Here is a 20,686-nt window from a genome sequence, read left to right as displayed (position 1 = left end):
AACAGGGTAAATGCGATTGTGCATTTACCCTGTTATGACGTAGTTTAGGAGTGATTGGTGGATTATGGAAAAGTTAGCTCCTGCAAAAGACAGGTTGTTAAAGTCTAAGAAAAATTGGCTAGATGGGGAATTGCGCGGGAAAATTCTCGTTATTTTATGTGCTGTAATAATGATATCAGCAACCATTTCGATAACCATTTTCCTGGGATCAAAGGGTTTACAATCCTTTATAAAAAATGGTGTAAGTCTTATTGAGTTCATAACCAGTACCCACTGGAATCCTACAAATCAAGCGAATCCTGAATATGGGGCTTTACCGTTTATTTTTGGTTCCTTTGCGGTAACCTTCCTTTCAGCAATAGTTGCAGCACCAATAGGTATTGGCGGAGCGATTTTTATGACCGAAATAGCACCCTCATGGGGCAGAAAAATCTTACAGCCAGTCATAGAGCTTTTGGTCGGAATTCCATCTGTTGTTTATGGCTTCATCGGGCTTACAGTGTTAGTGCCTTTTATTAGGGACCATGTGGGCGGACTTGGATTTAGCTTACTTTCAGGTACGATTGTATTATCAATCATGATTTTGCCGACAGTAACCACAATCGCAACAGATGCAATGAGTTCACTTCCTAAAAATCTTCGTGAAGGTTCTTATGCTCTAGGTGCTACTCGCTGGCAAACGATTAGAAAAGTTTTAATACCTGCTGCATTACCTACCCTCTTGACCGCAATCGTTCTAGGGATGGCAAGAGCGTTTGGAGAAGCTCTTGCGGTACAAATGGTCATTGGTAACGTAAGAGATTTACCTACAAGTTTATTAGACGCGTCAGCAACTTTAACGACAATTATTACTCTAAACATGGGTCATACTACCTACGGTAGTGTAGAAAATAATACTCTTTGGTCAATGGGATTAATTTTATTAATCATGTCGTTCGCGTTTATTCTCCTCATTCGCTACCTTTCGTCAAGGAGGAAAATGTAATGAACAGTAAAACTGCAGATCGGATTGCCACAGGAGTATTTATAGCCATTGCAATCATTATCATTTCTATTTTAGTTGGTTTATTTTCATATATTTTGGTAAATGGAGTTAAACATATATCTCTTGATTTTTTAACCACTCCGTCAAGCAATGTCCGGGCCGGTGGGGGAATTCGCGACCAATTGTTCAATTCATTTTATATTTTATTTATAACGATGTTAATTGCCCTTCCATTAGGTATAGGCGGGGGAATTTATATGGCAGAATATGCTAAGCCAGGAAAAATTACAGACATTATCCGTTCTTGTATAGAAGTTTTAGCATCACTACCATCTATAGTCATTGGAATGTTTGGATTATTAATGTTCGTTAATTTAACAGGATGGGGCTATACCATCTTAGGTGGAGCCTTAGCATTAACCGTTTTTAACCTGCCAGTAATCGTACGTGTAAGTGAAGATGCCATTCGAGCCGTCCCAAGAGATTTGAAAGAAGCTAGTCTGGCCCTAGGGATTACCAAATGGCATACGATAAAAACCGTTTTATTACCTAGTGCTTTTCCGTCAATTTTAACAGGGGCGATTCTAGCAGCAGGACGTGTATTTGGTGAAGCCGCTGCACTCTTATTTACTGCCGGACTTTCAACACCTAGACTGGATTACGCCAACTGGAATCCATTTTCCCCACAATCACCGTTGAATATCTTTCGACCAGCAGAAACTCTTGCTGTACACATTTGGTCAGTCAACACACAAGGGTTAATTCCGGATGTTGAAGAGGTTTCTAATGGATCAGCTGCTGTTTTAGTATTATCGGTATTAATATTTAACCTATTAGCCAGATGGATTGGAAGTATGATTCATAAGAAGGCTACAGCATCGAAATAAGGAGTGGGGAGAAGGATGGTTTCAGCAACTATGGATAAAAATACCGAAAATCAAGCTGTTCGTTCAAACAGACAATTGCAAAATGATCTTATTTTAAAGGTAAATAATTTAGAAATATTCTATGGAGAAAAACGAGCAGTAAATGGGATTTCTATGGATATTGAAAAAAATTCCGTCACGGCTCTTATTGGCCCTTCAGGCTGTGGAAAGTCTACTTTCTTAAGAAGTATTAATCGAATGAATGACCTGATCCCTGGAGCAAGGGCTGAAGGGGAAATCATTTATGAAGAAATCAATATACTGTCGGAACAGATTAATGTGGTGGCTTTACGTAAGGAAATTGGCATGGTTTTTCAAAAGCCGAACCCATTTCCAAAATCAATATATGAAAATATTACACACGCCCTTAAGTTTTCAGGAATAAAAAAGAAAAGCATGCTGGATGAAATTGTAGAAGAGAGTCTGAAAAAAGCAGCCTTATGGGACGAAGTTAAGGACAGGCTTCATAAATCTGCCCTCTCTCTTTCTGGCGGGCAGCAGCAGCGTCTTTGCATTGCCAGGACGATTGCAATGAAACCTACGGTCATGCTTTTGGATGAGCCATCTTCCGCATTAGACCCGATATCAAATGCTAAAGTTGAGGATTTAATTGTAGATTTAAAGAAAGAGTATTCCATTATCATTGTCACCCATAATATGCAACAGGCATCACGTATTTCTGACAAAACAGCCTTCTTTTTGAGTGGTGATATCATTGAATATGATCATACAGAAAAAATCTTTACCAATCCATCTGTCAAAAAGACAGAGGAATATATCTCTGGAAGGTTTGGATAAGGGGGAAGAATTGTGGCAGTATCGAAATTAACCAGACAAGTTTTTGATATAAAAGATCTGAATTTATGGTATGGCGAGCATCATGCGTTAAAGAACATCAACTTTGAAATTAACAAAAAAGAGGTTACTGCTATCATCGGACCCTCGGGCTGTGGTAAATCTACATTTATTAAAACACTGAATTTGATGATTAATATGGTTCCGAATGTAAAAATGACGGGCGAAATAAATATTAATGGAAAAAATATATTAGACGATAAAATGGATCTCGTCGAACTGCGCAAACATGTTGGAATGGTTTTCCAGAAAGGAAATCCCTTTCCACAATCTATCTATGATAATGTTGCTTATGGTCCAAGAGTTCATGGAATCACTAAAAAGAAACATCTTGATGAAATCGTCATTAAATCCCTGATGGATGTGGCTTTATGGGAGGAAGTTAAAGATCGTTTAAATGCTCCAGCTCTAGGATTATCAGGTGGACAGCAGCAAAGGTTGTGTATTGCAAGAGCACTGGCAACCAAGCCTGAGGTGTTGTTAATGGATGAACCCACTTCGGCGCTAGACCCTATTTCTACATTGAAGATTGAGGAAATGATCTTAGAATTAAAAGAAAAATATACGATCGTGATTGTAACCCATAATATGCAGCAAGCATCAAGGGTTTCAGATAAGACTGCTTTCTTTTTAATGGGTGAATTAATTGAACTTGATTCAACTTCAACCATTTTTTCTAATCCAAAAGATTCACGTACGGAAGGCTATATTACAGGAAGATTCGGATGATGAGGTGACGAATATGAGTACGAGGACAAATTTTGATAATAATTTAAAAGAATTAAAAGATATGCTGTTGAAAATGGCCGAAAAATCGGAGAATGCAATCAAAGAAGCGATGATTTCCCTTATTAATCAGGACATGGATAAGGCGAAGCAGGTTATTGATGGGGATAATGAAATCGATGATCTAGAATATGAAATTAATGATAAGGCACTATTATTAATTGCAAGAGAATCACCTGTAGCTACCGATCTAAGGAACATAAGTGTTGCATTAAAGGTCTCATCAGAAGTTGAACGTTTTGCTGATATAGCAGTTAATATAGCCAAATCGGCCCTGCATATTGGCAATGAAAAGCACTTTAAAGAACTAATTGATATACCAAAAATGATGGAAATGGCCTTGGAAATGGTTTCTGATTCGATCAAAGCCTATATTTTAGGGGATATTAATTTGGCTAAAAAATGTGCGGAAAAAGATGATGAAGTGGACAAAATGTTTGGAAGTTTAATCCAAGAACTTTTGAGCTGTATCCCACAAAATCCAAACGCAACCAACCAAATTATTCAATTAGCATTTGTATGCAGATATATTGAAAGAATAGCTGATCATTCAACCAATATTTCAGAGAATGTCATTTATCTAGTGACAGGAAACCGTATAAATTTAAATGAATAAAAGTATAGATTTTATTAAAGATAAGGATGATTAATCCTTATCTTTTTTATATTACTGCGATACCATTTCCATTTCATTTCCAAAGTATTGCAATAAACGACAATTTGCGTTTATTGTGCGCGGTCCAATCTGGTGATACGATTAAATTATCATTTATTAAGAATAATTTGGCATTTTGTACATATAATGATTGTTTGCAGAAATGGAGGACGAAATGGTTAATGAGATGATTAATTCAAAAGGAGATGGAAATAATAGAACGAACCATCCATCTACAGAATATATTCCACTTAAGGGTGAATTGGTTGCTAAATTAGTTACCCCCCACAAAATTCTTCTCTTCTGGGAAGTTTCTCAAATTCCCCAAAAAATTATCGAACGCTATTTTAATTTAAGTTTTAATCGTCTGATCCCAGTTGTCCGAATGTATGATGTAACGGATTTGGTGTTTAACGGAAAAAATGCTCATCATTTTTTTGAAATTGTGGTTCCTTATCAAAATGGGCATTGGTTTATTAAAGGATTAGTTGCAAATCGCAGTTATGTAGCAGAATTAGGATTTAATATTTCGGATAGAGAATTTTTTCCACTCTTTCGATCCAACAGTATTCACACACCGATGATGAAAATACCGAATGGAAATGAAATACATTATGATTTAATTCAACTAAAGCAACATGAAGAGCATCCGCCCAAGTGGATTGATCATGTAAGTACGTATTCCTATTATGAAGTGGAAAAAACCGTGGAGGATATAAATGGATAATTCATTCTTCCAACAAAATGACTTAGGTTTACATACCCCCCCCTCCAATAAGCAGCCATTAAGGATATTGATGCTTTGTTGGGAATTTCCTCCCAATATTATAGGTGGCCTTTCAAGGCATGTAGCGGGATTATCCGTTCATTTGGCAGAATCAGGTCATGAAGTCCATGTTTTAACAGCAGGGAATGGAAATCTTTTATCAGATGAATGGATCAAGGGTGTGAATGTACACCGCGTCAAACCAATAAATGAATACGATGAAAATTTTCTTTCATGGATAGGCGGACTTAATTTAGCAATGGCTTTTAGAGCGGAAAAATTATCAGAGGATATCCATTTTGATATCATCCATGCACATGATTGGCTAGTAGGATCTGCAGCGATTGTCTTAAAAGAATCACTGGAACTGCCACTATTATCAACCATTCATGCAACAGAGTACGGGAGGAATAATGGCATTCATAATGAAAAGCAACGATTTATCCATAATCAAGAACAGGAATTAATTCGCGAGTCTGACCAAATTATCATTTGCAGTGAGTATATGAAAAATGTCCTCAGCACCGTTTTTGATACGAAAAATGAAAAAATGGCTATTATACCTAATGGAATTGAGCCCTTAAAGCCAGAACTTAAAACAGCGGACATCTTTCCAGAACTAAAGGATAAGAAATATATTTTTTCATTAGGAAGAATCGTTAAAGAAAAAGGATTTGAAACGATAATCGAGGCAGCCGCCATTGCAAAAAAAAGAAAATTAGATTGCTTTTTTGTGGTAGCGGGTAAAGGACCGATGCTTGAAACGTATCGACGACAAATTCTCGAATTGAAATTGGAAAGTCAGATGATGTTTATAGGATATGTTAATGATAAGGAAAGAAATGCCCTCATCGCCGAAAGCGAGTTAGCAGTCATACCAAGTCTATATGAACCTTTCGGAATCGTTGCACTGGAAACAATGATATTAGGAAAACCAACAATCGTTTCCAATACAGGTGGAATGAAAGGAATCGTGAAGCATTTACATACAGGATTGTTGATGACCCCTGGAAATGCACAGAGCATGCTTGAACAAATCGACTTTTTAATAAGACATCCGCTTAAGGCTGAAGAAATTGGAAACAGAGGAAGACAAATTGTAACCAGCTTATATGGGTGGAAACGAATTGCCTCACAAACAGGCAGGGTAATGGAAGATACATTAATAAACAAACTTGTTAGGCCTAGTGAAGCAAATGAAACACTAAATAATTAATAAAAAGGTGTATTTCGATGAACTTAATAGAACAACTAAAAAAAACGAAACCAAAACCTAGCCAACTTCACCAGGAAACACTTCAGTTTATTCCTGGTTTATGGGTAAACGGAAAGTACGTTTGGCTCCAAGATTGTAATGAAATGGGCATTGATGAGGAAGAAATCAATATTAAAGTGAAACAGGAGCAACCCCATTCCAAAATTAGCTTTTCAAGTGTCTATATCCGAAATCACAGTAAGGAAACAAAAGAGGTTAAATTCTTGGCGATGCATTACTATTCAAATGTTATTCAAGACAACCTTGCTTTTATCTCACCTACTGATAATAGAATCTTTCACCTTGCAAATAAGAACATTTATTTGGTTAATGGAGATTACAATGGAGAAGAAACGAAGGAATATACGGCTATGCCGCAATGGAATGTTTTTACAGATCGAATTTGGAGCTCACTTCAAAAGGGGAACCTAAATTACCACCCAATGGCCAAGAGTCCTGCAGCTAGTGTTTTTACAATAAAAATGACTTTAGGTTCACATGATATTGGGAAAATGAACACATGGACGATTACAGGCTCAGACAAAAACGAAATACTCTCTATGGAGCAATCCCTTCTAAAGCAAACAGAAAGAAAGTAATTATTATCTAAAAAAAACATACTAGCATTTCCTTTTAAAAAATGATATTATGGAAAAGTCGTATGAATGAAATTGCTTAATTGTTTGGAGGGAAATAAACATGCGTGTGAATATTACATTAGCTTGCACTGAGTGTGGAGATCGTAACTATATTTCAACAAAAAATAAACGTAATAATCCAGATCGTCTTGAGCTTAAGAAATATTGCCCAAGAGAAAAACGTACAACAGCACATCGTGAAACAAAATAAGCAGTAGGGCTTCCTGCTGCTTTTTTTGTTGTCTAAAAGTAAGGAGGTTACCTATAATGATTAATAAAGTGTTTATTCGTAAAGAAATGAAAGAGACATTGTCCAAGCTAACAAAATCTTTGTATGAAGATTATTCCGATAAGATCTCGGAAAGACTTTACGAAGATCAAGATTGGAAACAAGCACAGGTTATTGGAATAACCATATCGAAAAATCCAGAAGTTGATACATATCAAATTATTCGTAAAGCATGGGAATTAGGAAAACAAGTGGTTGTTCCAAAGTGTGACCCAAAGGAAAAAAAACTGTCCTTTAGAACAATCACTGATTTTTCACAACTGGAGACCGTCTTTTATGGTCTTTTCGAGCCAATAGAGACAATAACATCATCAATTAGTTCAGATCAGATTGACCTTTTGATTGTTCCAGGTTTAGCTTATACTCGAGAAGGCTATCGTTTAGGTTTTGGCGGAGGTTATTATGACCGTTATTTATTGAATTACCATGGTAAAACTATGTCACTTGCCTTTAGTGAACAATTGGTTCCACAATTTCCTGTTGAGAATCATGATATTCCAGTCTCAAAAATTATTACAAACGATGAGGTTATTAAGATAAGATGATAGAAACTTTTTTAATAATCATTTTTATCCTTTTAACAGCTGCAGCAGGTTATTATGTTCACTCATTAACTAGGTCAGGTGCTTATTCTGCTCTTATAGTTGGACTGACCGTTTATTTAGGATTCGGTGTAAACGGACTCTACCTGCTTGGTGCATTTTTTGCCTCTTCAAGTTTATGGTCAAAATATAAAAGTAGTGCAAAAAACATAATAGAAGAAAAGTTGGCAAAAGGAGCTACGAGAGATTGGCGTCAAGTTGCTGCAAATGGCGGGGCAGCGGGGCTTTTTAGTGTCATTCACTATTTTGATCATGATATGATTTGGTTAATTGGGTTCTTAGTTTGTCTTGCTAGTGCAAATTCCGATACATGGGCTTCGGAAATTGGCAGTTTAAGTAAACAAGCCCCATTATACATACGGACGTTTAAGCGAGTTGAGAAGGGAACTTCTGGAGCAATTAGTTTTTTAGGAAGTGCTGCGTCACTTGCTGGTTCATTGCTAATAGCAATAATCGGGTGTTGGCTTTTTCATTTAGATTTATTTGTAACTTCTCTTGTATTTTTATTTGGTTATCTAGGGAATGTCATTGATACATTGGTTGGGGCTTTTTACCAGCAGGTATATGTTTGCAGGGAATGTGGTATTGAAACTGAAAAGAGAAGGCATTGTCATATGACCACAACTAGAATAAAAGGGTTGAACTTTGTAGATAATGATATGGTGAATTTCCTTTCAGGTTTTATTGCTGCGTTAATGGCAATCATAGTATTTCTTATTTGAATTAATAATTCAGCCAATCAAAATGGACTTTTAGCATTTTGGAAATCTTAAAATACTATTATTTGGAGGAATGGTCATGTTAAGTCGCCGCGTGAATAGGGTTGCCCTTATTGGAACTGGGTTTGTTGGCTCAAGTTATGCTTTTGCTCTATTAAATCAAGGAATTACAGAAGAACTTGTCTTAATTGATTTAAATAAGGAAAAAGCAGAAGGTGATGCAATGGATTTAAACCATGGACTGCCATTTTCTCCATCGCGAACAAAGATTTGGTTTGGAAGTTATCAGGATTGCGGTGAAGCTGACCTGATTGTGATCACAGCAGGTGCAAATCAAAAGCCTGGTGAAACTAGATTGGACTTGGTGGAAAAAAACACAAGAATTTTTAAAGGAATAGTCGAAGAAATCATGGCAAGTGGATTTGATGGTATATTTCTGGTGGCCACCAATCCAGTTGATATTTTAACATATGCGGTCTGGAAATTCTCAGGATTACCAAAAGAGCGGGTAATCGGTTCAGGGACGATTTTAGATACAGCTCGATTTCGCTTTTTGTTGGGTGATTATTTTGATGTGGACACCCGAAATGTTCATGCCTATATCATTGGAGAGCATGGTGATACAGAACTTCCTGTCTGGAGTAATGCTGATATTGCAGGTACTTCCATTAATGAATGGTCTAAAAACAAGCCTGGCTTTAAACAAACGGACCTTGATCAACTCTTTTTAAATGTTCGGGATGCTGCCTATCATATCATTGAACGTAAAGGTGCAACCTATTATGGAATTGCTATGGGACTTGTCAGATTGACTAAAGCAATTCTCCGTGATGAAAATTCAGTTCTAACCGTTTCAACTTATCTTGACGGTGAATATGGGCAGCACGATATTTTTATTGGCGTTCCTGCTGTCGTTAATCGTGAAGGAGTCAGACAAGTTGTTCAACTGAATTTAAATGAAGAAGAGCAAGAAAAATTTTGTAATTCCGTGAATGTACTAAAGAAAACAATGGAACCGGTTTTTAAGAAATATTAATAAAAAGGATTGAATTCTAATAAGGGGAATTCAATCCTTTTTATTGGATAAAATAATGGTCATCATCACAAAATAAAAGTAGGAGGGATGATGATGTCTCGAATGTTAACATCCATATTAATGATTGGTTCCATCGGATATTTATTATATAAATACAAATATCGACTTATTAATGTCCTGCTAGGATCTAGTTGGATGCGCAGGATTGCAGTCGGCTCAATCATGAACTTTCCAGGTGTTAAGCAAAAAATGATGCAAACGATGTTTGGAAGACCATCTGAAGGGTGAAACCACAGATGGTTTTTTTTTGTTTTGATAATAAAAATAATCAGCTTCAATGATTATTGTAATTTGAGATTTCGTTTATAATGAAAGATACAAGGTAATGATGAATAAAATGAAAGCAGGTTAAGCGATTGCTTATTCTTACATAGGAAGTTGGGGGGAAATGAATAATAGAGAAGGTTTCATTTTTTGGAAGTTGGCTTATTCATTGATAGCAGATCATGGATATCGGATTATCCAATTATTTGAAAATCAAAAAGAGTTGTGGCTAGAAAAGATTGAAAATAAGAAGGCACCCATTATTCGTATTCTGTATCATAATTTGGATTGGAGTAATGCTATGCAGCGGGATATTAAGTTTACTGCTGCCAATGGGGAAAGAGTCCGTAAACAAATTGGGCGTCATGAGTTGAACATGGTCAACATTTATGTCAGTCAATTTCCCCCCGTTGATGAATACGAATTTCGTCTCGCTAAGCCTTTTGTCCATTCAGATGGGAATAAAACGATCGTTAGTTCGATCCTTTTTGCAGAGGGACAATATGAAGAGGGATTCCGGCTTTTATCAGAAAGACTTGCGGCTGAGTTTTCCTTTTCTATAAATGATAACTATTCAGAAGAAGATTTTGAGGGAGTCAAAAAAGCAGCCTTGGATTATGCAATAAAAAAAGTACAGATGGAAAGAGCGATTCTATTGAATGGTAAACCGTTTTTTACTTATGTTTTCATTGCCATTCAGCTTGCTGTCTTTTTCTGGCTTCAATTGCATGGCGGGAGTACCGATACTTCTACGTTGATTAAATATGGTGCAAAAGTCAATCAATTAATTGTTGAAGGGGAATGGTGGAGATTAATAACTCCAGTTTTTCTTCATATTGGATTTGTCCATCTGGCAATGAATACTTTAGCTTTGTATTTCCTTGGAACGGAAGTAGAAAGAATATATGGTAGCCTTCGTTTTGTGGTGATTTACTTATTTGCCGGTGTTACTGGGTTTATTGCAAGTTTTATTTTTAGTGCGAACTTATCAGCAGGGGCAAGTGGTGCTATTTTTGGCTGTTTTGGTGCATTACTGTATTTTGGAGTTATTTACCCAAAATTATTTTTTCGCACGATGGGAATAAATTTACTTGTTGTGCTCGGAATCAATCTAATGGTTGGATTCTCTGCTTCTGGAATAGATAATGCTGGTCATCTAGGCGGGTTGGTTGGAGGATTCTTTGCAGCTGGTATTGTCCACCTTCCTAAGAAGAAAAAACTATTGCTACAACTGTTATTTTTCATTGCATCTGCTGCACTGTTATGGGGTTCTTTAACCTACGGTTTTAGTGCATCTGGGAAAGCATATGATGAAAACTCCCGTTTGTTAATGGCGCAGGAATATATAAAACAAAACAATTATGATAAGGCATATAACGTATTAAAGGAATCTGAAAAAAATGCAGTAAATGTTTCGGAGAAAACCTATTTTCTCTTATCTTTCGTTGAAATTAAGAAGGAAATGCTCCCTGAAGCCAAAACACATCTAGAAAAGGCCATAAAACTTGACCCTAGTTTTGATGAGGCATTCTTTAATTTAGCACTTATAAACCTAGAGCAAAAAGATTTGGAAGAAGCTAGAAAAAATATACAACAGGCTATTAAGCTTAAACCGAATCAGGAGGATTATGGTACATTACAGCAAGAAATTAATCGGCAGATTCAGTCCAGCGACAATTTGGAATAGGGTTAATTTCTGATAAAAACTATGAATATATTGTCTTGAGTATAAATAGGGGCTTGGGTTATACTTTTTCTTGTACAATATTTTTCTCTCCATTAAAATACTAGGAGATATAGGATGAAAACTATTTATGATATTCAACAATTATTAAAGAGATTTGGAACGATTATTTATATTGGTGACAGAGTGGCTGACCTTGAATTACTGGAAATGGAATTAAAGGAACTCTATCAGTCACAATTGATAGAGCCAAGAGAGTTTCAAAACGCATTATTAATTTTGAGGCATGAAATACAAATGCAAAAAGAAAAACTCCAAAGTAAAGATAGGTGATTTTAGTGTCGAAAAAATGGATTGTTGGTGTTGATCTTGGTGGTACTACAACTAAACTAGCTTTCATTACAAATGATGGCGAGATTGTTCATAAATGGGAAATACCAACGGATAATGCGCATGAAGGAAAAAATATAACCATAAATATCGCAAAGGCAATTGATGAACAACTAAAAGAACTTGGTCAAATAAAAGAGAATTTGATCGGAATCGGTATGGGTGCACCAGGTCCAGTTAATTATGAACAGGGGATCATATTAAATGTTGTAAATTTAGGCTGGCCTAATAACTTTCCTCTCAAAGAAAGTCTTGAGGCAGCAACCTCACTCCCTGCTGCGATTGAAAATGATGCGAACTGTGCCGCATTGGGTGAGATGTGGATGGGTGCAGGAAATGGAGCGAAGGACCTTGTTTGTGTCACGCTCGGTACAGGTGTAGGCGGTGGTGTAATTGCAGGCGGAAAAGTTGTTCAAGGCATAAATGGTGCGGCTGGAGAAATTGGCCATATTACTGCCATTCCTTTTGATGGAGCGCAATGTAACTGCGGGAAAACGGGTTGTCTTGAAACGGTGGCTTCTGCGACAGGAATTGTACGCTTAGCTCGAATGGAACTTGCTAAGGGGTTAGAAAGTGAATTAACGGCAAAAATGGCTGACAACAACACGATTACAGCAAAAGATGTCTTTGATGCTGCACGTAATAATGATGGATTGGCTCAATCAGTATTGAATGAGGTTTCCTTCCATTTAGGTTTCGCATTAGCGAGTATTGCCAACACACTTAATCCGGAAAAAATCGTTCTAGGCGGCGGTGTTTCCAAAGCGGGCGATATTTTATTAAATCCAGTAAAAAGTAATTTTGAGAAATTTACTTTTTCAGCGGTCCGTGACTCTACAACACTAGCTTTGGCTACACTCGGAAATGATGCAGGTGTACTTGGTGCAGCATGGCTAATTAAAAATCAATTGAATCAATAGACTACAAAGGAAAATCCGCAGTGATGCGGTTTTTTCTTTGTTACTTTCGACAATAATTTTATCTATTTCTTTTTTCCTGTTTTGAAAAATTTGTTATAATATTGAAACATTATCGTTAAAAAAACGTACTAACTTATAAGTAATAAGAGAGGAGGAAATATTGAGTAAATTGAACAGGACATATTTTAAAAATCCAATGTTTCTAGTCCTCTATTTAATTTTTTTGATCCTCATCTTAGGTGCATGTTCCCAAAAGGAGCAAGTAAAGCTAAAAGTTCCTGTTAAAAATGAAAAGCCTAAATCTCCGGTTACCACTACTATTGGAGATAAGTGGAAATTACCCATTTCCATCCCGGAAGGTGAATTTTCCAAACTCGCCGGCTGGCTTTCTGAGAACCAAGTCCTCTATATTACGAACCTAGATCAAACTTCAAGTATATATCGCTATAACCTTTTATCAGGTAAGAATGATTTAATCTATAAAAGTGAATATCCCATCGTCAATGTAGTGATTAGTCCTTCAAAAAAAAGCATTTTAATCCATGCCTCGCAATCATCATCAGAAGGAATAGTAACAGTAATAGATACAAAAGGGGCCGAAATCCTGAAAAAATCGTTTCAATCCTATGAATTAGGATTCGAATGGAATCCTTTTAATGAAACCCAGGTATTAGTAACTAAATTTGCCGAGGATTGGAGTTTTCAGGTGTTATTAGTAGACTTAAGAAGGTCGACTACATCCGAACTTGACGTACCTAAGCCTTTTATAAAGTGGCTGGCACGTAATGAGATCGCCTTTATTAATTGGGATGAAGATCATCCGTCCTCCTATGCACCACTTAACGTTAAAAATATAGTGAATAAGTCGGAGAAGACGTTGTTTCCATCCTTAATCGATTTTTCAACCTTTCAAGACCTGCTTATGACAATCTCAGTAAATGAACAAGACCAGTCCGTAGCCAGTTATTCATTTTTCGATAAAAAACAGAAAAGGTTAGCTGTTTTTTCAATGCCGCAATTAACAAGGTATTCAGATTGGTTAGTTCCTTTTTATGACTATAATGAACAAAAGAGACAATTTATTACTTTAAAACCGTTATCAAGTGGTGATGCAGATTCTTATACCGATGGTTTCCAACTCATCATCTATAATCTTAAGAATGACAGCAGCAGCCTGGTAATGGAAGGTTTAGATAATGAGCCAATGATTTTATCCCCAACAGGTGAGGCACTTTTATTTGGGAATCGCTTTGAAAAAATTATTGATCTTGATGCAAAAAAAATATATGAGTTGATAAAAGAATGACACTAGTTATAGGTGTCATTTTTTTGTTTTTTCATCCGATATGTTAAAATCACGTTGATATCAAAAACTAAAAGAGGCAGGTATTAATTAATGGCGATTGTAGATGTAACAGTTATCCCCCTAGGCACAGAAACACCTAGTGTTAGTAAATATGTAGCCAGTGTTCAAAAAGTATTGAGAAAATATCAAGAAGAAGGGAAAATTCGATATCAATTAACACCAATGAATACCATTATTGAAGGGGAGCTTTCTACACTATTTGAAGTCATTCAAGAAATGCATGAGGTACCCTTCGCTGAAGGCATCCAGCGAGTTGCGACAACGATTCGTATAGATGACAGAAGAGATGTCAAGCGAAGCATGGAATATAAAGTAGAGCGGGTAACTAGCCTTTTAAATGAGGACTAAAATCTTTAAGCAAGGCTCTTTTCGTAAACTTTGTTGGTAAAACAACAATCTATGCGAAAATAGCCTTAAGTAAACACCGTTCAAAACAAAAAGACTGCCGGTTGGCAGTCTTTTCAACTCTCTTAGTGAGTTCCTGTTGGAAATCCAGATTCAACAATGGTCATAACGGTAAACCAACCAAAAACCAAAAATGAAGCTACACCCCAAAATGCACCTAAGAAATTTTTATTCTTGAATGCTGAAAATGCACCGAAAGCAGCCAAGATCGTTACGAGAGCAAAGATAATGACTAAACCCATGAAAAAACCCCCTCTTTTCGTGATAAGCAGGCATACGTTAAAGAAATAAAAAATTATGTACCTATATTATTTACATTCGTCTCTTATTTTATATTTTTTTCTCTCATTTGTCGAGAGCAAATAAGAACCTAGCCAAACGTATTCTTTCTCTCTGCTTATTACTTAGTGTAAAATAATGTTATCGGAATTTCAATTGGAGGTAATAAAAGATGAAATGGCAACAACTCCCCTTAGGGGCACTTCAAACGAACTGTTACATTGTAGAAAATTCGGACCGTTCATGTCTAATTATTGACCCAGGCGGCGAAGGGAAAAAGCTTATTCATTTATTGAGCAATAGAAAACTGAAACCACTTGCCATTTTCCTAACTCATGCGCATTTTGATCATATCGGGGCTGTCGATGAAGTAAGGGACTTTTATAAAATTCCAGTTTATCTTCATAAACAGGAAGAAAAATGGCTGGGAGACCCTGCCCTAAATGGATCGCAATTTTTTATGATTCAGGATTCTTTAAAAGTTAATCCTGCTGATCATTTGATCAAAAATGAAGGCGTTATGCAAATTGGCGATTTTGAGTTTAGCATTTTGCATACTCCTGGTCATTCACCTGGAAGTGTCTCTTATTATTTTGAAAAGGAAGGGTTCATAATATCTGGAGATGCACTTTTTCAAGGCAGCATTGGTCGGACAGACCTAGCGGAAGGGAATGGAGCACAGTTATTAAAAAGTATCCATGATAAGCTCCTTGTCTTACATGAAGAAACGTATGTATTATCTGGTCATGGACCAGTGACAACGATTGGTGCCGAAATGGACAGTAATCCGTTTTTGAATGGATTTTAGAAGTTAGAGGAGACAATATAGAAAAACCCTTCTCAACCGGAGAAGGGTTTTTCTGGGGGATATTCTATTCTAATATGGGAGGGGATAAAGTTTAAGCTACTAACCTAACAATATTATAAAGTTAACACTGTGTCAATAGTGTTTATTTAAAAAGGAGCTTGTATGAACACATTTTTAAACACATTATTTTCAAGTGCATCTAATAAATTAATTAGCTACGCAGAATATATTGAGGCAGCCTTATATCATCCAGAATTCGGTTATTATATGCGGGACAAACAGAAAATTGGGCGGCAAGGAGATTTTATCACAACAAGTAATATTTCGGACATATATGGAAGGATGATGGCAAAGTGGTTTTTTCATGTTTGTAAGCGGGCACAACTAGAACCTGTATTTTGTGAACTAGGTGCGGGAAATGGTCGTTTTGCGAAAGCATTTTTACATGAATGGATGGAAACGATTCAAACCCCATTAACCTATATTATTGTTGAAAGCAGCCCATTTCATCGGAAATTACAACGGGAATTATTAATGACTGATTTTCCAATTGTCCAAGTGGAAAGCTTAAACGAAGTTGCAGCATTTGAGGGAATGATTTTTTCAAATGAACTCTTTGATGCCTTACCTGTTCATGTCATAGAAAAGCAAAATGGGAAACTTTATGAAATTATGGTAGGGATTCGTAATGATGAACTTTTTGAACAAAAAGTACCCTTAACCAATGCAGACATCCTATCCTTTTTACGGGAAAGTAAGATTGAACTAAAGGAACAGCAGCGGATAGAAATCCCGTTAGCTATGGTGGAGATGCTGAGGGAAATTTCTCGTTCATTGTTAAAAGGGCTTGTAGTGACAGCTGATTATGGATATACAAATGAAGAATGGATGGATCCTAGAAGGGCAAAGGGGAGTTTGAGAGGTTATTTTCAGCACCAGATGGTTGACGATGTCTTACTGCAGCCAGGGGAAATCGATATCACCACCCATATCCATTTTGATTATCTCATTCAAAAAGGTGAACAGGAAAATTTAAACCTTATTACAAAACTCCGGCAGGATGAATTTTTATTAAAGGCAGGTATTCTGAAAGAATTAGCGAACCATTATGATCCTAATCCATTTTCTGAGGTAAGCAAACGAAATCGTGCAATTCGCAGTTTAATTATGCCCTCAGGGATGAGTTCCTATTTTCATGTGGTCATCCAGCAAAAAGGGCTTAATCTAAGTCCGAATGACGTTTTCATTGAATAAGGCTCTTTTCGTAAACTTTGTTGCTTTTAGAGCTTAAAAAGGGTCATTTACTATGTTTATAGGAATTTTCGCTAATGTTCTTACGAAATGATGCAACGAGGAATCAAGTTTACGGGTTGATGAACATATACGAAAACAACAATCTATGCGAAAATAGCCTTGAATAATGAAAAAAACGCCGGAGTATCCGGCGTTTTTTCTAATGTTTCTTAATGTCCTGCACCAGGCACCATCATAAACGTTGTCCAATAAGTGAAGCCCGCGAAGAAAATTGTTAAGTATGCTCCGAATACCCACAAATACATGCGCTCGGATAGTTTTAGATAGCTGAGCAGAACAAAAAAACCTGTTTGGGCTAAGAATAACAATGCCGTTTTATCCATATCTCCAAGATAAAACATTACTGTAAAAATGCCCGTCCAGAAACCACAAACTCTGAACATGCGTTCCATATGTATCCCTCCTTTTACCCTGCGATACCATCATTACAATATTATAAAGTAAGAGGAGGTATAATGTAAATAATGGTTTCGAATTAGTTTGTTACCAGCGCTTGATATGAACAAGTTTCACATCCCGAAATAATATTTTCTTTTTCAATTAACTCAACGGATTCAAACAATGCTCCAAACATTCCCTTAAGGAATTCATGGTGCATACTACAAACCGTTTCCGAATGTTCTTCAGCTACTTCTTTGAAAGGACAATTGAAAATTTGGAAATAGATTTTTGTTTTTTCACCGTTTGCTTCAAATTCAGGATAGAAACCCGCTAGAGTTGCAGCGCTTTTTAGTATTGTTAGCTTTTGTTCAAATTCTAATTCCTCGCCAAACGCTCTTTTTGCTTTTTCTTGTTCAATCACTTCAGTACCAAACCGTTTTCCAGTTAGATAAAGTGCTTTTTTTCCAGCTTCTCCGAGTGAAATCATGGTTTGGATTGCAACTTTAGATAAAAGCATGTAGTCACGATATGGGAAATGCAGCTGAATGACATCATCTGATAAACGATACAATCTGCTTGGTCTGCCGCCTTTACCCGTTTTCTTTGTTTCAGATGCTAACATATTCACATCTTCAAGCTTAGATAAGTGCAGTCGTGCAACATTCGGGTGAATGTTAAAGTTTTCTGCCACCTCTTGAACTGTTACTTCTTGATGGTGTTTGGTAATGTATTGATAAATATAGTACCGTGTTGGATCTGACAAAACGTTTGTTATCTTTAATGTTTGTTCCATCACTGTTCACCTCGGACCCCCATAATTTATTCCATTATAATACAGGCAATGTAACATGGGAATGAGGTTAACAATGTAAACACTATATGTTTAGAAAATGTTCACAATTACCGACTTTATATTGTAACAATATAATAAATAGGTTGCATTTTCTGATAAAAAGTCAATTGTCAACAGTAGAAGCATAGTTATTTTAGAAAAATTTTCCTTGTTTACATTCTCCGCCTCTTTTTAACTTCAAAGTAGAGGATGTAAGGTAGAATACCAAACCAACGATACCAAAAGGAGGCTTTTGTTTCTTTCCGTTCGGTTCGAAGGCGTTTCCGTTCATCCTTAGGTTGGTCTGCATATTTTACGATTGTTTGTGTCATATATTTAACATAGTCATTGGTTTTCATGGACACACCTGCCTTTAATTTTCATCAACAAGTATGCCCATGTTTGTTTATTTCAATTCAAGCCATTTGGTTAATCGTTTGGTTCTTGTATCAAAATATCCTCTTCCGTTGGCTGTTACATTGTCTTTAGGAAAGTGAAAAGTGAAATTGACTTTTTGAACATACCCTATAGGAGCTTCAGTTTGGAAATCCATGGTGCCCATAACAAACGTAATCGTCCCTTTGACAGGTAAGGTGCCGCTCTTTTGATACATCCCTTCAACTTTTTTAACAGACGAGAGGAAATAATATTCCTCGAGCTGGATGGTATTCGTTTCATGTGCTATTTTTCGTTCGGATAACAAAACTTCAATCCGTTCGGAGAGAAATAATAAAAAGATGATTAACAGACATAAGGTAAGTGGGTAGGTGAAGCCACGCTCATTATTTTTCATGGGACAGTCATCCCGTTGACTAAAGGGAAGGCGGTAACCGAATATTTTCTTCCCCAAAGGTCCGTAACATCAATTTTTATGGCATTGTTTAAGATGGCAAACGAATGCTGTGAAACATTTTGAAGGAGTATTTCATGTCCTGTTGAATTCACACGGCGCCGAAGGTTTGTCCCGTACTTTTCATACTGTATCGTTTCAGTATCTTTTGTTAGAATTAACCGATTCGATATCACCTCGGCACGGGTGGATAGCCTGATTTCCTTTTTAATTTGGCTAGAAAAAATGGTCCACTCCATTGCTTGTATAGTTGCCTCTGTATCGTTATTAGTAAGGATTATTTGGAATACAGGCATCATAAAAAAGATAATCATTGTAAAAATTGAAAATGAAATTAGAACTTCAATAAGTGTAAACGCATGGTCACTCAAGCAACCCGCAGACCTCGACCTCAGGCAGGAAAGAATTTTTTGCAACTCTTACACACACCTCCTTTTGATTGGCCGATTCGCTGTCCTTCCATAAGATTTGGTATTCGACACCATTTTGAATAGTAGTGGAATTTACAGTTGGCTGATTACTTACTAAATTCATCTGTAATACTTCGTACATCAACTGCCGAGCCTTCCTTTCTAATTCCAATTGTCGGGATTGTTCCCTTAGTTCGGTCAATAAAGGCAGTAAAAACATACTAAGGATTAACAAGGCTGATAAAGAAAGGAGCAGCTCCAGCAAAAAATAGCCATTAGTATTCCTTAACATAAAACCGTCCCTTTCCAATTAACACGGTCATTTGATAATTTTTATTTTTGGTTTGGATTAGAAAGGTACCAAACTGGTTTACATTTCCATCGTTTAAGAATTTGAAATATAAGGGAATGGAACCTTCCGCAAGATAAATATTGGTTGAATAATTTCGCATGACAATTGGCGGCAGGTCGGGTCTCAAAAGCATATAATACCGATACTGCGCGGGAAGAAAAACAACGGATACTTCATGTTGGTGGGATATAGCATATTGTTGTGAATAATAAAGGTCGGCTTTTAATTGGGTTAAAAAGGCCTCATCCTCTAGTATTGAGTGCTGTGGTTTTAAGGAGAAAACTGTAATTGAGGAAATAATCATGAAGATGGAAAGAACTAACAGAGACTCAATTAGAGTGAAGCCATTTTGATTGTTTTTCATTATGGATTAGATACTTTTGCAGCTGCTGTTACTGTTCCATAAGAGTCGATCTCAATTGTATTACCATTCGGACAACCTTTAGAATCAGTTTTTAAATATCCTTCTGTTTTAAGTTCCTCCATTGTCGGGATTTTGTTCTTATCCATTTCGTATGCTTGAACTTGAGCTTGGACCATTTTAACGTAGGCATCGCAGCCTTTATTGTTGATATTTGAATTATGTTTGGCAACATTAGGAATCGTAATAATTAACAGTACTGATATTACGAGCATAACAATCATCATTTCTATTAATGTAAAACCCTTTTCATTTTTCATCATTTTCAAGAACCTCCAATTTTAAGGCTGTGTTAAGAGGTATTGTAGATATTTTAACAAAGTTGATTGGAGCGGAAGGCGCGAGACTCCTGCGTGAGTACGTTCAAGGGGGGATACCCCGACCGCCCGCGGAAAGTGAAGCGCCTGGAGCGCAAATCAACATTCAAGGTATAACACA

Annotated in this window: 29 protein-coding genes; 20 read left to right on the top strand and 9 right to left on the bottom strand. The window is 36.6% G+C overall.

What is annotated here, in order from left to right; all coding sequences use genetic code 11:
- Positions 1-64: 64 nt before the first annotated feature.
- The 18 genes from pstC (at position 65) to KW850_RS19710 (ending at position 14,544) form a co-directional block, all read left to right on the top strand.
- Entirely contained in the window at positions 65-985 is a 921-nt protein-coding gene (gene pstC, locus KW850_RS19795; RefSeq protein WP_218349492.1) for a phosphate ABC transporter permease subunit PstC, read from the top strand.
- Positions 985-1,872 carry a phosphate ABC transporter permease PstA gene (pstA, locus tag KW850_RS19790; protein ID WP_218349491.1) on the top strand — a complete coding sequence of 296 codons (888 nt, stop codon included), beginning with the start codon at positions 985-987 and terminating at the stop codon, positions 1,870-1,872. The genes pstC and pstA overlap by 1 nt, the downstream gene beginning before the upstream one ends.
- Positions 1,873-1,902: 30 nt before the next feature.
- On the top strand, positions 1,903-2,709 hold the full coding sequence (gene pstB, locus KW850_RS19785; RefSeq protein WP_218349558.1) for a phosphate ABC transporter ATP-binding protein PstB: 807 nt from the start codon (positions 1,903-1,905) through the stop codon (positions 2,707-2,709).
- Between the two features lie 9 nt (positions 2,710-2,718).
- Positions 2,719-3,495, top strand: a complete 777-nt coding sequence (gene pstB / locus KW850_RS19780) for a phosphate ABC transporter ATP-binding protein PstB (RefSeq protein ID WP_374226371.1) — start codon at positions 2,719-2,721, stop codon at positions 3,493-3,495.
- 13 nt (positions 3,496-3,508) lie between these two features.
- Positions 3,509-4,168 (top strand): phosphate signaling complex protein PhoU, encoded by a 660-nt coding sequence (phoU, locus tag KW850_RS19775; protein WP_218349489.1) that lies wholly within the window; start codon positions 3,509-3,511, stop codon positions 4,166-4,168.
- Between the two features lie 214 nt (positions 4,169-4,382).
- Complete coding sequence (locus tag KW850_RS19770; RefSeq protein ID WP_218349488.1) at positions 4,383-4,934, top strand: DUF4912 domain-containing protein; 552 nt, start codon at positions 4,383-4,385, stop codon at positions 4,932-4,934.
- Complete coding sequence (locus KW850_RS19765) at positions 4,927-6,189, top strand: glycosyltransferase family 4 protein (protein ID WP_218349487.1); 1,263 nt, start codon at positions 4,927-4,929, stop codon at positions 6,187-6,189. Before KW850_RS19770 ends, KW850_RS19765 begins: the two co-directional genes overlap by 8 nt.
- A gap of 17 nt (positions 6,190-6,206) precedes the next feature.
- A complete protein-coding gene (locus tag KW850_RS19760) occupies positions 6,207-6,827 on the top strand; it encodes a hypothetical protein (protein WP_218349486.1) in 621 nt (206 codons plus the stop codon).
- Between the two features lie 100 nt (positions 6,828-6,927).
- A complete protein-coding gene (rpmG, locus tag KW850_RS19755) occupies positions 6,928-7,077 on the top strand; it encodes a 50S ribosomal protein L33 (RefSeq protein ID WP_015594975.1) in 150 nt (49 codons plus the stop codon).
- A gap of 56 nt (positions 7,078-7,133) precedes the next feature.
- Positions 7,134-7,700, top strand: a complete 567-nt coding sequence (locus KW850_RS19750; RefSeq protein ID WP_218349485.1) for a 5-formyltetrahydrofolate cyclo-ligase — start codon at positions 7,134-7,136, stop codon at positions 7,698-7,700.
- On the top strand, positions 7,697-8,479 hold the full coding sequence (locus KW850_RS19745) for a DUF92 domain-containing protein (protein ID WP_218349484.1): 783 nt from the start codon (positions 7,697-7,699) through the stop codon (positions 8,477-8,479). The genes KW850_RS19750 and KW850_RS19745 overlap by 4 nt, the downstream gene beginning before the upstream one ends.
- A gap of 76 nt (positions 8,480-8,555) precedes the next feature.
- Positions 8,556-9,512, top strand: coding sequence for an L-lactate dehydrogenase (locus KW850_RS19740; RefSeq protein ID WP_218349483.1), 957 nt, complete (start codon positions 8,556-8,558; stop codon positions 9,510-9,512).
- Between the two features lie 93 nt (positions 9,513-9,605).
- The gene (locus KW850_RS19735) at positions 9,606-9,800 is read left to right on the top strand and encodes a hypothetical protein (protein ID WP_218349482.1); all 195 of its coding nucleotides are present in this window, start codon (positions 9,606-9,608) and stop codon (positions 9,798-9,800) included.
- Positions 9,801-9,960: 160 nt separating this feature from the next.
- The gene (locus KW850_RS19730; protein ID WP_218349481.1) at positions 9,961-11,523 is read left to right on the top strand and encodes a rhomboid family protein; all 1,563 of its coding nucleotides are present in this window, start codon (positions 9,961-9,963) and stop codon (positions 11,521-11,523) included.
- A gap of 114 nt (positions 11,524-11,637) precedes the next feature.
- Positions 11,638-11,853 (top strand): YqgQ family protein, encoded by a 216-nt coding sequence (locus KW850_RS19725; protein ID WP_218349480.1) that lies wholly within the window; start codon positions 11,638-11,640, stop codon positions 11,851-11,853.
- Between the two features lie 5 nt (positions 11,854-11,858).
- A complete protein-coding gene (locus tag KW850_RS19720; RefSeq protein ID WP_218349479.1) occupies positions 11,859-12,830 on the top strand; it encodes an ROK family glucokinase in 972 nt (323 codons plus the stop codon).
- 160 nt (positions 12,831-12,990) lie between these two features.
- Positions 12,991-14,136 carry a YqgU-like beta propeller domain-containing protein gene (locus KW850_RS19715; RefSeq protein ID WP_218349478.1) on the top strand — a complete coding sequence of 382 codons (1,146 nt, stop codon included), beginning with the start codon at positions 12,991-12,993 and terminating at the stop codon, positions 14,134-14,136.
- 90 nt (positions 14,137-14,226) lie between these two features.
- Positions 14,227-14,544 (top strand): MTH1187 family thiamine-binding protein, encoded by a 318-nt coding sequence (locus KW850_RS19710; protein ID WP_218349477.1) that lies wholly within the window; start codon positions 14,227-14,229, stop codon positions 14,542-14,544.
- 122 nt (positions 14,545-14,666) lie between these two features.
- On the opposite strand, the gene KW850_RS19705 is transcribed toward KW850_RS19710, so the two are convergent.
- Complete coding sequence (locus KW850_RS19705; protein WP_218349476.1) at positions 14,667-14,843, bottom strand: DUF2759 domain-containing protein; 177 nt, start codon at positions 14,841-14,843, stop codon at positions 14,667-14,669.
- Positions 14,844-15,052: 209 nt separating this feature from the next.
- Here KW850_RS19705 and KW850_RS19700 point away from each other — a divergent pair, with 209 nt between their 5' ends.
- Positions 15,053-15,688, top strand: coding sequence for an MBL fold metallo-hydrolase (locus tag KW850_RS19700; RefSeq protein WP_218349475.1), 636 nt, complete (start codon positions 15,053-15,055; stop codon positions 15,686-15,688).
- 162 nt (positions 15,689-15,850) lie between these two features.
- Positions 15,851-16,942 carry a class I SAM-dependent methyltransferase gene (locus KW850_RS19695; protein ID WP_218349474.1) on the top strand — a complete coding sequence of 364 codons (1,092 nt, stop codon included), beginning with the start codon at positions 15,851-15,853 and terminating at the stop codon, positions 16,940-16,942.
- Between the two features lie 209 nt (positions 16,943-17,151).
- Here KW850_RS19695 and KW850_RS19690 read toward each other — a convergent pair whose 3' ends face one another.
- The 8 genes from KW850_RS19690 to comGC form a co-directional block, all read right to left on the bottom strand.
- The gene (locus KW850_RS19690) at positions 17,152-17,394 is read right to left on the bottom strand and encodes a DUF2626 domain-containing protein (RefSeq protein ID WP_218349473.1); all 243 of its coding nucleotides are present in this window, start codon (positions 17,392-17,394) and stop codon (positions 17,152-17,154) included.
- Positions 17,395-17,477: 83 nt separating this feature from the next.
- On the bottom strand, positions 17,478-18,176 hold the full coding sequence (locus tag KW850_RS19685; RefSeq protein WP_218349472.1) for a helix-turn-helix transcriptional regulator: 699 nt from the start codon (positions 18,174-18,176) through the stop codon (positions 17,478-17,480).
- Positions 18,177-18,388: 212 nt separating this feature from the next.
- Positions 18,389-18,574 (bottom strand): YqzE family protein, encoded by a 186-nt coding sequence (locus KW850_RS19680; RefSeq protein WP_218349471.1) that lies wholly within the window; start codon positions 18,572-18,574, stop codon positions 18,389-18,391.
- Between the two features lie 47 nt (positions 18,575-18,621).
- Positions 18,622-19,008, bottom strand: coding sequence for a competence type IV pilus minor pilin ComGG (gene comGG / locus KW850_RS19675; protein WP_218349470.1), 387 nt, complete (start codon positions 19,006-19,008; stop codon positions 18,622-18,624).
- Positions 19,005-19,436 (bottom strand): competence type IV pilus minor pilin ComGF, encoded by a 432-nt coding sequence (comGF, locus tag KW850_RS19670; RefSeq protein ID WP_218349469.1) that lies wholly within the window; start codon positions 19,434-19,436, stop codon positions 19,005-19,007. The genes comGG and comGF overlap by 4 nt, the downstream gene beginning before the upstream one ends.
- Positions 19,429-19,767 (bottom strand): hypothetical protein, encoded by a 339-nt coding sequence (locus KW850_RS19665; RefSeq protein ID WP_218349468.1) that lies wholly within the window; start codon positions 19,765-19,767, stop codon positions 19,429-19,431. The genes comGF and KW850_RS19665 overlap by 8 nt, the downstream gene beginning before the upstream one ends.
- A complete protein-coding gene (comGD, locus tag KW850_RS19660) occupies positions 19,751-20,191 on the bottom strand; it encodes a competence type IV pilus minor pilin ComGD (RefSeq protein ID WP_218349467.1) in 441 nt (146 codons plus the stop codon). The genes KW850_RS19665 and comGD overlap by 17 nt, the downstream gene beginning before the upstream one ends.
- Positions 20,191-20,508 carry a competence type IV pilus major pilin ComGC gene (gene comGC, locus KW850_RS19655; RefSeq protein WP_218349557.1) on the bottom strand — a complete coding sequence of 106 codons (318 nt, stop codon included), beginning with the start codon at positions 20,506-20,508 and terminating at the stop codon, positions 20,191-20,193. Before comGC ends, comGD begins: the two co-directional genes overlap by 1 nt.
- Positions 20,509-20,686 lie beyond the last annotated feature (178 nt).

The organism is Bacillus sp. sid0103, from assembly GCF_019219025.1.
The sequence above is the reverse complement of the archived record's forward strand: the minus strand, read 5'-3'. Positions and strand labels throughout refer to the sequence as shown.